Source organism: Ideonella sp. FW305-24 (assembly GCF_058788035.1).
Genome location: NZ_JBYTAI010000008.1, coordinates 184,696 through 197,781, shown reverse-complemented (window position 1 = coordinate 197,781; position 13,086 = coordinate 184,696). Strand labels below are relative to the sequence as shown.

The window sequence follows — 13,086 nt, the reverse complement described above, 5'->3', positions numbered from 1 at the left end:
CTGCCTGCCAACCTTCGCTCCGCCTTACTGGCCGCTCACCAACTCGTTTGCGACCTCTCGCAGGCAACGGATCAGTTGCGCGCTGCTGGGCGTGTTCACGCGAGTGCGCAGCGTGATGATGCCCACCGGCGGCAATTCGATCGGCACCTTGATGGGCAGCACCTTGAGCAGGCCCTCGCGCTCGAAATGCAGCGCCACCTGCTGGGCGAGAAAGCCCAGTGCGGCGCGGTCGCGCACGAAGCTGAGCGTGGCCAGGAAGGAAGCCGACTCGATCAGATCCGCCGGCGGGTTCAGCCCATGCTTGTAGAACATCTGGTGGAGCTTGATGCGCGAGGAAGCCCAGGGCGGTGGCACGACCCAGGGCTCGCGCGCCAGGTCGCGCCACGCGAGCTTTGCCTGCCTGGCAAGCGGGTGATCGGGACGGGCCACGACACGCATCGGCTCCTCGTACAGCGCTTCGGTCGCCAGGTCCGGCGCGGCATAGCCAGGTTCCAACCGGCCGACGAAGAGATCCAGCTCGCCCACCCGCAGCCGCGGCAGCAAACGGGTCAGGTCACCCTCTTCAACCAGCACCGTGCTCTGTGCCGACTGGGCCTTGAGCAAGGCCACCGCCCGGGTCAAGAGCACCGGCATGGCCACCACCATGCAGCCCACGCTGGTGCGGCCAGCCGCGCCGCTGGCCACGGATGCGATCTCGTCACGGGTGCGCCCGTAGTCGGCCAGCACCGAGCGGGCGAAGCGCACGACCGCGGCGCCATACGGGGTGGGCTCGGTGCCGCGCGTAGAACGGTCGAACAGACTCAGCTCGAACATGCGCTCGATCTCCGCGAGCGTTTTGGAGACGGCCGGCTGGGTCACCGACAGGAACTCGGCAGCCCGCCCCAGGTGGCGGAATTCATCCAGGGCCACCAGCAGTTGCAGGTGGCGCAGCTTGAGGTTGGAGCGCAGCACACGGTCAATGTCAGCCATCCCGCGACCATAACCTGGACGGAATGAAGACAGTCCACTATGTGATTGGATCGCCATGAGCCAAAGGCGAAGAATGGGCGCCACTACAACAGGAGACATTCCCCATGCATGCCAGCCGCCGCCACTTCATCCTTGGCAGCTTGAGCGCCGCTGCGCTCGCTGCCACCAGCCGCGCTTCTGCCGCCGGCTATCCCGACCACCCCATCACCTTCGTCTGCCCGTGGCCCGCAGGCGGCACGGCGGACATGACGATGCGCGTGCTGTGCGCGGAGGCTGCCAAGCCACTGGGCCAGACCATCGTGGTGGACAACAAGGCGGGGGCGGCCGGCATGCTGGGCCTGCGCGCGCTGGCCGCGGCCAAGGCCGATGGCTACACCATCGGCCAGATTCCCATCTCGGTGGCGCGCTTCTCGCAGCTGGGCTCGGTGCCGCTCGATCCGTTGAAGGACCTGAGCTACATCGCCCGCGTGTCGGGCCAGACCTTTGGCATCGTGTGCCAGGCCGAGGCGCGCTGGAAGGACATCAAGGAGCTGGTGGCCGATGCCAAGGCCCACCCTGGCAAGCTGACCTATGCCAGCGCGGGCGTGGCCGGCGCCACGCATGTGGGCATGGAGGAATTCAACCAGGTCGCCGGCATCGAGATGCTGCACATCCCCTACAAGGGCGGTGCACCGGCCCTGCAGGCCGTGCTGGGTGGCGAAGTCGACCTGCTGATCGACTCCAGTTCCTGGGCGCCGCATGTGCAGTCCGGCAAGCTGCGTCTGCTGGGCACGCTGGGAGCACGCCGCACGAATGACTTCAAGGACGTGCCCACCGTCAGCGAGCAGGGCTTCCCGGTGGTGGTGGACGCACCGAATGGCATTGGCGGCCCCAAGGGACTGGACCCTGCCGTGCTGGCCAGGCTGCGCGCGGCCTTCAGGCAGGCCGCCGCCAGCCCGGAGTTCGCTGCCGCCTGCGGCAGGATCGATGCGCCGCTGATGTACCTGGACGGCCCGGACTACGAGAAGTACGTGGCCCAAACCATGCAGAAGGAAAAGCTGCTGATCGACAAGCTCAAGCTGCGCGAGCTGCTTGCCAAGGGATGACCACCACCGCCCTCCTTCAAGGCTTCATGCAAAACAACGCACCGCTGATACGCCTGCACCCGCGGGACAACGTGCTGATCGCCCGGCGCCCCATTGCGCTGGGCGAAACCCTGGCTGGCATGGGTCTGCGCGCCCGCGCCCAGGTGCCGGCCGGGCACAAGATCGCGGCCCGCGCCATCGCCGAGGGCGAAGCCGTCCTAAAGTACGACACCGTGATCGGCTTCGCGGCGCGTGCGCTCGAAGCCGGCGAGTACCTGCACACGCACAACATCCGCCACGAGGAACGCGACGGCTTCGCCTACGAATTCGGCACCGACCTGAAGCCCGCGGCCCCGCTGCCAGCGCACGAGCGGGCCACCTTCCTGGGCATCGTGCGTGCCGATGGCAGGGTGGCCACGCGCAACTACATCGGCCTGATCGCCTCGGTGAACTGTTCCTCCACGGTGATCCACAAGGTGGCCGAATGGTTCACGCCGGAGCGGCTGGCCGCCTATCCGAATGTCGATGGTGTCGTCGCCTTCGCCCAGACCAGCGGCTGCGGCATGTCCTCGCCCAGCGAACATTTCGATGTGCTGCGCCGCACGCTGGCAGGCTATGCCCGCCACCCGAACCTGGGCGGCGTCGTCGTCGTGGGCCTGGGCTGCGAGCGAAATCAGGTGCCTGAATTGATGGCCTCGCAAGGCCTGTATGAGAGCCGGCAGCTGCAGAGCCTGGTGATGCAGCAGACGGGCGGCACCCGCGCCACCATCGTGGCAGGCATTGCCGCCGTGCAGGCCATGTTGCCGGCGGCCAATGACATCCAACGCGTGCCGGTGCCCGCCAGCCACCTGAAGATCGGCCTGGAATGCGGCGGCTCGGACGGTTTTTCCGGCATCAGCGCCAATCCTGCATTGGGTGCGGCAATGGACATCCTGGTCGCCCATGGCGGCACCGCCATCCTGTCGGAAACGCCGGAGATCCATGGCGTGGAGCACCTGCTGACGCGCCGCGCGGTCAGCGAGGCCGTGGGCCGCAAGCTGCTGGCCCGGCTGGACTGGTGGAAGCGCTACACCGCCGGCCACAACGGCCAGTTCAACGGCGTGGTGGGCCCCGGCAACCAGGCCGGCGGGCTGGCCAACATCGTCGAGAAGTCGCTGGGCTCGGCGATGAAGGCCGGCACCACGCCGCTGCGCGCGGTCTACGAATATGCCGAGCCCATCACCGAAACCGGCTTTGTCTTCATGGACTCGCCAGGCTACGACCCGGTGGCGACCACCGGCCAGATCGCCAGCGGCGCCAACCTGATCTGCTTCACCACCGGCCGCGGTTCGATGTTCGGCTCCAAGCCGGCCCCCACGCTGAAGCTGGCCTCCAACACGCCGATGTTCGAGCGGCTCAGCGAAGACATGGACATCAACTGCGGCCTGGTCATCGACGGCAAGCTCGGCATTGACCAGATGGGCCGCCAGATCTTCGAGCACATCCTGCGTGCGGCCTCTGGCGAAGCCACCTGCAGCGAAAAACTTGGCCTGGGCGACCATGAATTCGTCCCCTGGCACCTTGGAATTGTGAGCTGAACATCCCGATGCAACACGACCTGACCCTGCACAACAGCGAGCTGCTGCGCACCCGGAATTTCATTGCCGGCACCTGGCGCGCCGCGGCTGGCGGCGCCACGCTGCCGGTGACTGACCCGGCCAACCAGCGCCTGATCGCCGAGGTGCCCGACAGCAGCGCCGACGACGCGCAACAGGCGGCCGATGCCGCCTACGCCGCCTTCCCGGCCTGGCGCGCCACCCCCGCCAAGGCCCGGGCCCAGGTCATCAAGCGCTGGCTGGCCTTGATCCTGGCGAACCAGGACGACCTGGGCCGCCTGATCTCGCGCGAACAGGGCAAGCCGCTGGCCGAAGGCCGGGCCGAGGTGCTGTACGCAGCCAGCTATGTCGAATGGTTCGCCGAAGAAGCGGTGCGCATCTGCGGCGACGTGATCGCCCCGCCGGTGGTCGGCCGGCAGATGTTCGCGATCAAGGAGCCGGTGGGCGTGGTCGCGGTCATCACGCCCTGGAACTTCCCCGCGGCGATGATCGCCCGCAAGATCGCGCCGGCCCTGGCCGCAGGTTGCAGCGTGCTGGCCAAGCCTGCCGAGGACACGCCGCTGACGGCCCTGGCCCTGGTGCACCTGGCCGAACAGGCCGGCTTGCCGGCCGGCGTGCTGAACATCATCTGCGCCTCGCGCGCCCAAACGCCTGCCGTGGTCGATGCCTGGCTGGCCGACGGGCGGGTGCGCAAGATCAGCTTCACCGGCTCCACGCCGGTGGGCAAGCACCTGGCGCGCGAGTCGGCCGCGACCCTCAAGAAGCTCTCGCTGGAGCTGGGCGGCAACGCCCCCTTCATCGTGTTCGACGACGCCGACCTGGACGCCGCAGTCCAGGGCCTGATGGCCGCCAAATTCCGCAATGGCGGCCAGACCTGCGTCTGCCCCAACCGCGTCTACGTGCAGGCCGGTGTGTTCGAAGCCTTTGCCGACAAGCTGGCGGCCCAGGCGGGTGCGTTGCGCGTCGGTCCGGCCACCGAGGCCGATGCACAGATCGGGCCGATGATCAACGAGCGCGCGGTCCACAAGATCCTGCGCCACATCGACGACGCGGTTGCGCAGGGGGCCAAGGTGCTGGTGGGCGGCCACCGCGTGCGCGAGGAGCTGGGCCCGAACTACATTGCCCCTACGGTGCTGGCTGGCGCCACCAAGGCCGCCGCGCTGTGCGCCGAGGAGACCTTCGGCCCGGTCGTGCCGCTGTTCCGCTTCGAGCAGGAGGACGAGGTGCTCCGGGACGCCAACGACACGCCCTTCGGCCTGGCCGCCTACTTCTACTCGCAGGACGTGCGGCGCATCGCCCGCGTGGCCAGCGCGCTGGAATGCGGCATCGTCGGCATCAACGAAGGCGCGGTTGCCGCCGAGGCGGCCCCGTTCGGCGGCGTCAAGGAATCCGGCTACGGCCGCGAGGGGTCACGCCACGGCCTGGAGGATTACATGCACATCAAGTACCTTTGCCAAGGCGGCCTGGCATGATCGCCGCCGGCAACCCCTTCAAGGCCGCGCTGGCCCGCGGCGAGCCGCAGATCGGCCTGTGGCTGTCCATGGCCCATCCCTACAGCGCCGAGATCTGTGCCACGGCCGGCTTCGACTGGCTGCTGATCGACGGCGAGCACGCGCCCAACGACGTGCGCGCCAGCCTGGCCCAGCTTCAGGCAGTGGCCCCCTATCGCGGCCAGCCGGTGCTGCGCAGCGTGAACAGCGACCCCGCGCTGATCAAGCAGCTGCTGGACATCGGCGCCCAGAACCTGCTGGTCCCCATGGTGGACACGCCCGAGCAGGCGCGCGCCATCGTGGCTGCAACGCGCTATCCACCGCAAGGTGTGCGCGGCGTGGGCGCCGCGGTGGCCCGGGTGTCGCGCTGGGGCGCTCGCGCCGACTACGTCCACCGCGCCAACGACGAAGTCTGCCTTCTGGTCCAGGCCGAGACCGTCACCGCGCTGGCCAACCTGGAGGCGATCTGCGCGGTAGACGGCGTGGACGGCGTCTTCATCGGGCCGGCCGACCTGGCCGCCTCCATGGGCCATCTCGGCCAGCCCCAGTACCCCGAGGTGCAGGCCGCCATCGACGACGCGATCCGCCGCATCCACGCCAGCGGTAAGGCCGCCGGCACGCTCACCGGCGACGTGGCCGCGGCCCGCCGCTACCTGGACCTGGGCGCTCGCTTCGTTGCCGTGGGCATCGACGTGACGCTGATGATCAGCGCAGTGCGCCAGCGCGCCGCGGAATTCGGCCTGGGCGGCCCGTCATCCGTACCGAGCGGCGGCCCTTATTGAATGCCCATGCCCCGCTGGCTTCGACCGAGTCCAGAAAGGCGGTGACCAGCGCGCTGACGTTTCGTTGCTCCAGCAAACGCTCGTCCTCATCGAGAATGTCGTGGAACTCGCTGAAGCGACTGGGGCCATCCTTGAGGAAGCCTTCTGTCTGCGCGTCGTCACAGAAATGCAGGTCGAGTGCGTCGAGCGCGGTGCGCAGGGCCTGCTGGTAGGGGCCCCGGGGTCGGAGGCGTTCCACAAAAAGTGCAGACAGCGCCGACCACGAGCCTGGAAGATAGCGAAGGACGTGGACGATGTCGGCCACATCCTTGGGCTCCTGGCGGCCCAAGGCGAGCGCCTTGAGTGCAATGAAGGCGCCGGCATCGGCATGCCGCACAACTTCCGTCGCCGTCTCGCCGCCATCGGGCAGCGCGACCGTCAAGGACCGCTCGCGGCACCAATCGGTGGCCATGGCTGCGAACGGCATGCCGCCTGCGAACAGGCTGCCATCGGCGATGGGCACTTGCTTGAAGTCCTGGAAGTCCGTGGTGTTGACCAGGAGGTCAACCCGCATCCAGTTGCCGTCGATCTCACGCTCCCATTGCCAGCGGCTCTCCCCGCCCTTGCCGTTCTGGAATGGGGCAAATCCGGCGTTCTCCAGCCGAGCTCTCAGATCGCCCGGAGTCTGGAGGCCCGCCAGTACCGCCACATCGAGGACCACATCCACGTCGTTGGATCCCACGTGGGCAGGCACGTCCGGCGGCGACTCGGGTGCGAGGTAGCGCGGCACCAAGCCTCCGATGAGACGCAGGCCACTGCCCAGTTCACCGAAGGCGCGGAGCAGCAAGACCAACAGGGTCTCGCACGCCAGCGTCATGTCGGGGCTGTACCCCGCGGCTTTCTTGGGTTTGTCAGACATCGCTAGCCTCGTCAAGCTTCAGGTAGCGCTGCCGGAATTCGGCTGCCAGTTCCTTGTTGCGGCCCACGCCGTCCAGCAGGTCCAGGTACTGGACGAAGGGGCTGGCAGCGCGCAGGCCCGGATGATCCGGCAGCTCTTCGGCGAACAGCAGCGCGGCACCTTCGCGTTCGATGAACATGAAGTTGGCACCCTTGTCCGCGGGCTTGAGCTTCAACCCTTCTGCCCAATCCTCGCCCTTGCCTGGCGGCACGACGACCACCGCGCGGTCCACGCTGGTCAAGGTGGGAACCAGCAGATTGGCCGCAGCCGCACCGGTAAGTACCCATCCATTTCGCTCGACGAGCCCCTTGGCCAGCGCGCTCGTGATGCCTTCTGGCGCGAAGCCGTACCAACGACTGCGCACTTCGGACCGCGCAGCCCAAACAGCCGCCCAGGCATCCAACAGTTCGGCAGGCCGGGAAATTCGGCGCCGCTGGGTCGGCCCTGCGCCCGTTGACTGCACCCAGTCCTGGCGCTCCATCTCCTGCATCGTCTTGGAGACGGTGTAGGCGGAAGTCGCGGCCATCTGGGCCAGTTCGGCGCCCGAAATGAAGTCGCGCCCCGCAGTGCGATGCCAATGCATCAGCATCGCATGCACGACCTGCTCACGCGCGCCGGAAAAGACACTGCCAATGCGCCGCCCCGGCAGGGCCTGGGGCGCTCGCTCGATGTCCACCAGCCAAGTGCCATGATGGAAATAAAGCGTGCCACTCGTGTCGAAGTAGTTGATGCCGGCCTTGCGCAAGGCCTCGCGTGAACCTTGGCTCAGGTGGTCAGCGGCCACGACCAGCAGCACGGGCACCTGCCGCGCAGCTTCGGTTCGACTGCCCTCGTAGGCCCCGAGCTGCTCGACCGCCAGACGGACATCTCTCGGATAGGCGGTTCGTCGGGTCTCGATGGCAAGCTCAAGCACTTGCCCGTCAGGCATTCGCACCTGCAGCGCCGCATCCAGCTCGCGCACATCCTCATGTCCGTCGCGAAAGCGCACGCCATCCCGGCGCGCCAGGCAGTGGAGCTGGGTCGCTGATGTCAGCGCCTCCAGCAGGGCCGCCACCAAGTCGCTGTCGTCATGAAGGATGCCAGACATGGGCTCATGTTAGCTGCCCAGCCAATATAGCTCAAGCTCATAAATTAGCTGTTTTAGACATATTTGCTGCACAGCAAATATGCCCCCTGCTCCGCTCAACCCGCCCCCGGGCCGCCTTTGCAGGCGGCCAAGCTCACGCGGCTGCACTTCACGCGCAATTCGCCATCGCTCAGGACGGTGGCCTTGAACTTGTCGCCCAGCCTGTCGAACAGTTGCTGCGACTCGCCATTGACGGTGCAGCGGCAGGCGCCAATCCTGGCCTTGATGACTCACCGGTCGTGGCGGCAGCGGTGATTGGGGGGAACGTCGTCATGACACACGAGGGCCTCGGGACATTCCCGTTCGGGACAGTCACGATTTGGTCATCGAAAGGGCAGGACTTTCGGTCGCCCGGCAGGTTACTTTCCCGACTGGGAATTTCCACCGCAAGGGTCGCTTCAGCGGCGTTCACCGCCTGGCATTTTGAAGTTCCAGTTGCGCACCCTCCTCGGCACCATCGCCCGCCACAGGCATCGAATCATCCACAACCCCATGACCCGCTCTCCCTCTCTTGTGTCAGCCCTTCGTTCGGCCGCCGTCTGCATGGCGCTGTCCGGGACATGGGCAACGCACGCCTTTGCCGGCGTTGCATTTGCTGTCCACGACACCACGGCGCAACCAGACCGATTCACCACCGTGGTGCAATTCGAGGTCATTCGCAGCAGCGACATTGCATCGTACGCACAAGTCGATTTCGCCACCGTGGACGGCTCCGCCGTGGCGGGGCGGGACTACACCGAGACCAAGGGAACCCTCAGCTTTGAGCCTGGACAAACCATGAAGATGGTCACGGTGCCAATCACTGGCCGGCAGGTCAGCACGCCGCTGGAATTCGGCTTGAAATTGACCAACCCCGCGGCTCAGCCCACCGCCGGAAAAGTCTGGCTGGAAGCGGGTTCGTCAAGCATCTCGAACTTTGTGCAGGGCGCTGCGGTCGCTGACCTCAACGGCGACGGCCAGCCCGACGCCGTGTTCACCGCGGCCAGCAGTGGCGCGCCCGCACTCTCGATCCTGCGCAACGCCACGCCGGAGAAGTCCGGGAAGTCCAAATTCGCAAAGGCAATCACTGTTGCCCTTCCCTCCGCTCCGTTCAGGGTCAGCAGTGCCGACCTCAACCGTGACGGTCGCCCGGACCTGATTGTCTCGACCTCGGACGCGACGGCTTTCTACGTGCTCCTGAACGACACCAAAGTTGGGGGGAACGACCTTGCCTTTTCCAGGACCGATGTCGCACTGTCCTCGGCCACCTACGACGCGGCAACCGCGGACTTCGATGGCGACGGCATCGAAGACATCGCCACGGCAGGAGGCGTGAGCGGCACCGTGTCGGTTTGGAGGAACACCACCCCGAAGGGCGCTGAAACGCCTCAGTTGACCAAGGTCGGCGCGCTCACCAGCAGCCCCGGCGCGAGCTCCTACAGCTTCTCGGTGCGCACCCTGGATGTCAATCACGATGGCAAGCCCGACCTCGCCGTCGGCAACCTTCTGGCCCCTGAGGTAGACATCCTGATCAACACCACCGCGGCAGGTGGACCCATCACTTTCGCCCCTGCGATCGCAATCCCGGTTGCCGACGGCGTCACCGGCCTGGAAACCGGCGATGTGGATGGCGACGGGCTTCCTGATCTCGTCAGCGCCAACAACAGCTCGCAGCAAACCGGGAAGACATTCAGCGTGCTGCTGAATCGCACGGCAACCGCAGCCCCCACGCCTGCCTTCACCGTTCAGAACATGGTGGAAGGTGCTCCCTATGACCTGCGGCTCGCCGACATGAATGGCGACGGGACAATCGACATTGTGTTGGCAAACTTGAACTCCGACGGCCAAGGCAATGGCGCGATCACCATCTACCTGAATCGAACGCCGGCTGGCGCGCCCAGCGCTCAATTCGAGAAGCTCTACACCGCCTTTGTCGCCGAGGAGCCGCATGCGCTCGGGTTGGCAGACTTCAACCACGACGGCCGCCTCGACATCGTCACCGCCCAGTTTTCGTCGTTCCCACCCGAGGCTGCCGCAGCCAAGTTCCTGTTCGGTCAAAAGGCACCTCAAAACCCTAGCGCCAAGATAAAGGATGCCGAGGGCATCGCCACCTTGACGCCAAAGCGAGGATCCTGACCCTCAAGGGGCAGCGTCCCTTGATGACCGTTGCCGCCTTGCCTGAGTCCGGGCAGCCGACACCGCGGCCATCAGCCAACCATCGGCCCCTGGTGAAACACCAGGTCCTCGACCACCTCGCCCCGCAGCAGATGCCACTCGATGATGCGGTCCATGTTGGCCGGGGTGACGTTGTAGTACCAGGTGCCGTCCGGCTGCACGCACATCACCGGGCCGCCTTTGCAAGCCGCAAAGCAGCTGACGCGGCTGCGCTTCACACGCAGCTCGCCGTCGTTCAGGCCTGCTGCCTTGAACTTGTCGCCCAGGCTGTCGAACAGCTGCTGTGACTCGCCGTTGGCGGTGCAGCGGGTGCCGGTGCAGACCAGCAGGTGGCGGCGGTAGGCGCCGATCTTGGGTTTGGTGACGGTGGCTGCGGTGTCGGCGTTTTCAGGTGCGGCGGGTGCGTCGCTCATGCCTCGTCTCCAGTGGCGGCGGCTTCGGCCAGTTCCGCGGCCTCGACCGGCTCGGCCAGGGTCGACACGATGTAGTCCAGCGGCAGCCGGTGTCGCAGCGCCAGCGCCTCGGCGCTCTCGCCTGCGGCATGCTCGGCCTGCAGGGTGTCCAACCAGCCCAGCAGGCCGGTGGACAGCGAGCGGCCGGGCTTTTCGCCTTCGCGTGTATCGCCGCCAGCGTCCAGGTCGTACTTGTTGGCATAGCCGCGCGGCGTGACCATCAGGCCGTGGCGCACAAAGGTGTGGCTGTTGCCGATCAGCACCGTGGTCAGCATGCCGATGTCGGCCTCGGCCATCCTGTCCAGCGTGGTGAACTCGATGCGCTCGCGGCGGCGGTAGGCGCTCTTGACGATGGCCACCGGCGTGTCGGCCCGGCGGTGGCGCAGGAACAGGCGCTGGGCCTCGACGATCTGGCGAGTGCGTCGGCCACTCTTCGGGTTGTAGAGAGCCACCACGAAGTCGGCGCTGGCAACTGCATCCAGCCGGCGCGCGATTACCGGCCACGGCGTCAAGAGGTCACTCAATGAGATGGCGCAGAAGTCGTGCGTCAGCGGCGCGCCGACCAGGGCCGCGCAGGCGTTCAGCGCGGAGGCGCCGGGCACGATCTCACTTTTACTTCGTCGTCCGGCGTCCAGCCGGCCTGGAACAGCACCTCGAAGGTCGGGCCGGCCATGCCATAGACGCCCGCGTCGCCCGACGAGATCAGCGCCACCTTCTTGCCGGCGCGCGCCGCTTCCAGCGCGCTGACGGCCCGGTCCAGCTCCTCGGTCATGCCCTTGCGCACGACCTCCTTGCCTTCCAGCAGCTCGGCCACCAGCTTGATGTAGGTGACGTAGCCGATCACCACGTCGGCCTCGGCAATCGCCTCGCGGGCGCGGGCCGTCATGTGGGCTTGGCTGCCGGGGCCGATGCCCACCAGCATGATCTTGCCGGCGGGCTGGGCGGTCTCGGGGGAATCGATCTCGGTCGTCATTGCAAAAGCTCCGAATCAAGGTCAGGCGCGAGCCGCGACGGGCAGCGCCGTGCCGCTGCGGCCGGCCAGCAACAAGGGCTGCAGGAAGCGGCGGAACAGCAGCAGCGCGGCGGCGCCCAGCGAGGCCCAGAAGGCCAGCGACAGCCAGGTCGTGGCCCAGACGAACTGCTGTTCCAGCGACTGCATCTGCTCGCGCGCATTGCCGCTGAAGCCGGCCAATGCGTCGCCGCCCTGGGGCGCGCCGACCAGGAAGGGCAGCGCCAGCAGCGCGGCGGCGGCCGGCCAGCGCCAGGCGCGCGTGCCGAAGCCCAGCAGCGCGCAGGCGGCCGCGGCGCTGGCGGCGCTCAGCAGCCACCAGGCCTGGCGCTGGTACAGTGCCGGCGCGTCCATGCCCGGCAGTTCGGCTGGCAGGCCGAGCGAGGGCCAGAAGTGCAGGCTGAGCCAGCCAGCGGCGGCGATGGTGGCCAGCGTGCGCCAGCCCACCGGTGCAGCGCGGCGCCAGACGGCGACCGAAGCGACCACCAGCACCAGCAGCGCCATCGCCATCGCATTCATCACGTTGGCGACCCAGGTCCAGAAGCCGCGCTCGACGCCGTTGGCCGGCTCCCAGGCGCCGGCGCCATGGTCGTGGTCATGGGCCTCTTCATGCGCATGTTCGTGGGCATGCGCATCCGCATGCTCGGCAGCTTCCGGCGCTTCGGCCTTCTGCCCCTCGAACACCTCGGCCGCCAGCAGCAGCGGCACGGCCTGCCAACGCTGCAGCGCGAACTGCAGGCTGCCCACGGCCAGCGCCAGCGCCAACGCGCAAAAGATCAAGCGTCGCAGCAACATGCTCGCCTCGCTCAGTGGCAGGGCCGCACGGTGAGGTGGCGCACGTCGTGCGCGGCGTTGTGCGCCAGCGGGCTGTCGGCAAAGGCCACGCCGTACAGCATCACCAGGCCCAGCAGCGCTGCGGCAGCGAGCTGGCGTGCGAGGTGGGTGCCGGTCAGGGCCTGGGTACCAAAGGTGGTGGGGTTCAGCGTCGTGGTGGTGGTCATGTCAGCTCCTTGAGGGGTGAGGGAAAAATCGGTTGAAAGGCCATCTGGGCAATCGACACCGTGGCATTGCGACCATCGGCGCCACGGTGGCGCAGCTTCTCGACGCGCAGCGCGCTGGCATCGGCCGCGCCGGCGGCCAGCAGCGCGGCGGCTTCGCTGACCGAAGGCGTGCCGGTGTGGCGGCGCACGGTTTCGGATGGGTTGGGCACGGCGACCGCGGCCAGTTCGCCTGGTTCGTAGAAATGGACAGCCCAGCCGCGCTCTGCGGCCAGCGCCAACAGGCCCGGCTCGTCGGCCTTCAGCGTGATGCTGGCGACCGCAGCCACGTCAGCCAGCGTCGCACCGGCTTGCGCCAACGCGAGATCGATGGCCCGCGCCAGCGTTTCGCTGGGCGTTCCTCGGTCGCAGCCCAGGCCCAAAGCAATCCTGTCCCCCCCTCGTCCGACGGGTACATCGGCCGATCCCCCGAGGGGATGCGGGCCGGCTTGGGAGCGGCCCGGCGCTCGG

At 67.5% G+C, this 13,086-nt stretch carries 12 protein-coding genes and 1 pseudogene; 5 read left to right on the top strand and 8 right to left on the bottom strand.

Annotated elements, in window-relative coordinates; genetic code table 11:
* Positions 1 to 24: 24 nt before the first annotated feature.
* Positions 25 to 969, bottom strand: coding sequence for a LysR substrate-binding domain-containing protein (locus AC3WR5_RS21675; protein WP_492487061.1), 945 nt, complete (start codon positions 967 to 969; stop codon positions 25 to 27).
* A gap of 104 nt (positions 970 to 1,073) precedes the next feature.
* Here AC3WR5_RS21675 and AC3WR5_RS21670 point away from each other — a divergent pair, with 104 nt between their 5' ends.
* The 4 genes from AC3WR5_RS21670 to hpaI are packed head-to-tail and all read left to right on the top strand — an operon-like array spanning position 1,074 to position 5,900.
* A complete protein-coding gene (locus tag AC3WR5_RS21670; RefSeq protein WP_492487059.1) occupies positions 1,074 to 2,054 on the top strand; it encodes a tripartite tricarboxylate transporter substrate binding protein in 981 nt (326 codons plus the stop codon).
* A gap of 26 nt (positions 2,055 to 2,080) precedes the next feature.
* The gene (locus tag AC3WR5_RS21665; protein ID WP_492487057.1) at positions 2,081 to 3,610 is read left to right on the top strand and encodes a UxaA family hydrolase; all 1,530 of its coding nucleotides are present in this window, start codon (positions 2,081 to 2,083) and stop codon (positions 3,608 to 3,610) included.
* A gap of 8 nt (positions 3,611 to 3,618) precedes the next feature.
* A complete protein-coding gene (locus AC3WR5_RS21660) occupies positions 3,619 to 5,100 on the top strand; it encodes an NAD-dependent succinate-semialdehyde dehydrogenase (RefSeq protein WP_492487055.1) in 1,482 nt (493 codons plus the stop codon).
* The gene (gene hpaI / locus AC3WR5_RS21655; RefSeq protein WP_310733313.1) at positions 5,100 to 5,900 is read left to right on the top strand and encodes a 4-hydroxy-2-oxoheptanedioate aldolase; all 801 of its coding nucleotides are present in this window, start codon (positions 5,100 to 5,102) and stop codon (positions 5,898 to 5,900) included. Before AC3WR5_RS21660 ends, hpaI begins: the two co-directional genes overlap by 1 nt.
* Here the strand turns inward: hpaI and AC3WR5_RS21650 are convergent.
* A complete protein-coding gene (locus AC3WR5_RS21650) occupies positions 5,824 to 6,798 on the bottom strand; it encodes a hypothetical protein (protein ID WP_492487053.1) in 975 nt (324 codons plus the stop codon). The two genes, hpaI and AC3WR5_RS21650, sit on opposite strands and share 77 nt — an antisense overlap.
* Complete coding sequence (locus AC3WR5_RS21645; RefSeq protein ID WP_492487051.1) at positions 6,791 to 7,891, bottom strand: type IV toxin-antitoxin system AbiEi family antitoxin; 1,101 nt, start codon at positions 7,889 to 7,891, stop codon at positions 6,791 to 6,793. The genes AC3WR5_RS21650 and AC3WR5_RS21645 overlap by 8 nt, the downstream gene beginning before the upstream one ends.
* A gap of 564 nt (positions 7,892 to 8,455) precedes the next feature.
* On the opposite strand from AC3WR5_RS21645, the gene AC3WR5_RS21640 reads away from it, so the two are divergent.
* A complete protein-coding gene (locus tag AC3WR5_RS21640) occupies positions 8,456 to 10,078 on the top strand; it encodes an FG-GAP-like repeat-containing protein (RefSeq protein WP_492487049.1) in 1,623 nt (540 codons plus the stop codon).
* A 71-nt stretch (positions 10,079 to 10,149) separates the two neighbouring features.
* Here AC3WR5_RS21640 and AC3WR5_RS21635 read toward each other — a convergent pair whose 3' ends face one another.
* The 5 genes and pseudogenes from AC3WR5_RS21635 to AC3WR5_RS21615 form a co-directional block, all read right to left on the bottom strand.
* Positions 10,150 to 10,530: a (2Fe-2S) ferredoxin domain-containing protein gene (locus AC3WR5_RS21635; protein WP_492487047.1), complete on the bottom strand. Its 381-nt coding sequence runs from the start codon at positions 10,528 to 10,530 to the stop codon at positions 10,150 to 10,152.
* A pseudogene (gene cobJ / locus AC3WR5_RS21630) lies at positions 10,527 to 11,491 on the bottom strand (precorrin-3B C(17)-methyltransferase). The gene AC3WR5_RS21635 and the pseudogene cobJ overlap by 4 nt, the downstream one beginning before the upstream one ends.
* Before the next feature lie 72 nt (positions 11,492 to 11,563).
* Positions 11,564 to 12,373, bottom strand: coding sequence for a CbtA family protein (locus AC3WR5_RS21625; RefSeq protein ID WP_492487045.1), 810 nt, complete (start codon positions 12,371 to 12,373; stop codon positions 11,564 to 11,566).
* An 11-nt stretch (positions 12,374 to 12,384) separates the two neighbouring features.
* The gene (locus AC3WR5_RS21620; protein ID WP_492487044.1) at positions 12,385 to 12,579 is read right to left on the bottom strand and encodes a CbtB domain-containing protein; all 195 of its coding nucleotides are present in this window, start codon (positions 12,577 to 12,579) and stop codon (positions 12,385 to 12,387) included.
* Positions 12,576 to 12,998, bottom strand: coding sequence for a cobalamin biosynthesis protein (locus AC3WR5_RS21615; RefSeq protein ID WP_492487042.1), 423 nt, complete (start codon positions 12,996 to 12,998; stop codon positions 12,576 to 12,578). The genes AC3WR5_RS21620 and AC3WR5_RS21615 overlap by 4 nt, the downstream gene beginning before the upstream one ends.
* Between the last annotated feature and the right edge of the window lie 88 nt (positions 12,999 to 13,086).

Excerpts from the sequence above, each read along its gene's own strand:
- AC3WR5_RS21675 (WP_492487061.1), bottom strand. The coding sequence starts at position 969 with ATGGCTGACATTGACCGTGTGCTGCGCTCCAACCTCAAGCTGCGCCAC.
- AC3WR5_RS21670 (WP_492487059.1), top strand. The coding sequence starts at position 1,074 with ATGCATGCCAGCCGCCGCCACTTCATCCTTGGCAGCTTGAGCGCCGCT.
- AC3WR5_RS21665 (WP_492487057.1), top strand. The coding sequence starts at position 2,081 with ATGCAAAACAACGCACCGCTGATACGCCTGCACCCGCGGGACAACGTG.
- AC3WR5_RS21660 (WP_492487055.1), top strand. The coding sequence starts at position 3,619 with ATGCAACACGACCTGACCCTGCACAACAGCGAGCTGCTGCGCACCCGG.
- AC3WR5_RS21650 (WP_492487053.1), bottom strand. The coding sequence starts at position 6,798 with ATGTCTGACAAACCCAAGAAAGCCGCGGGGTACAGCCCCGACATGACG.
- AC3WR5_RS21640 (WP_492487049.1), top strand. The coding sequence starts at position 8,456 with ATGACCCGCTCTCCCTCTCTTGTGTCAGCCCTTCGTTCGGCCGCCGTC.
- AC3WR5_RS21635 (WP_492487047.1), bottom strand. The coding sequence starts at position 10,530 with ATGAGCGACGCACCCGCCGCACCTGAAAACGCCGACACCGCAGCCACC.
- AC3WR5_RS21625 (WP_492487045.1), bottom strand. The coding sequence starts at position 12,373 with ATGTTGCTGCGACGCTTGATCTTTTGCGCGTTGGCGCTGGCGCTGGCC.
- AC3WR5_RS21620 (WP_492487044.1), bottom strand. The coding sequence starts at position 12,579 with ATGACCACCACCACGACGCTGAACCCCACCACCTTTGGTACCCAGGCC.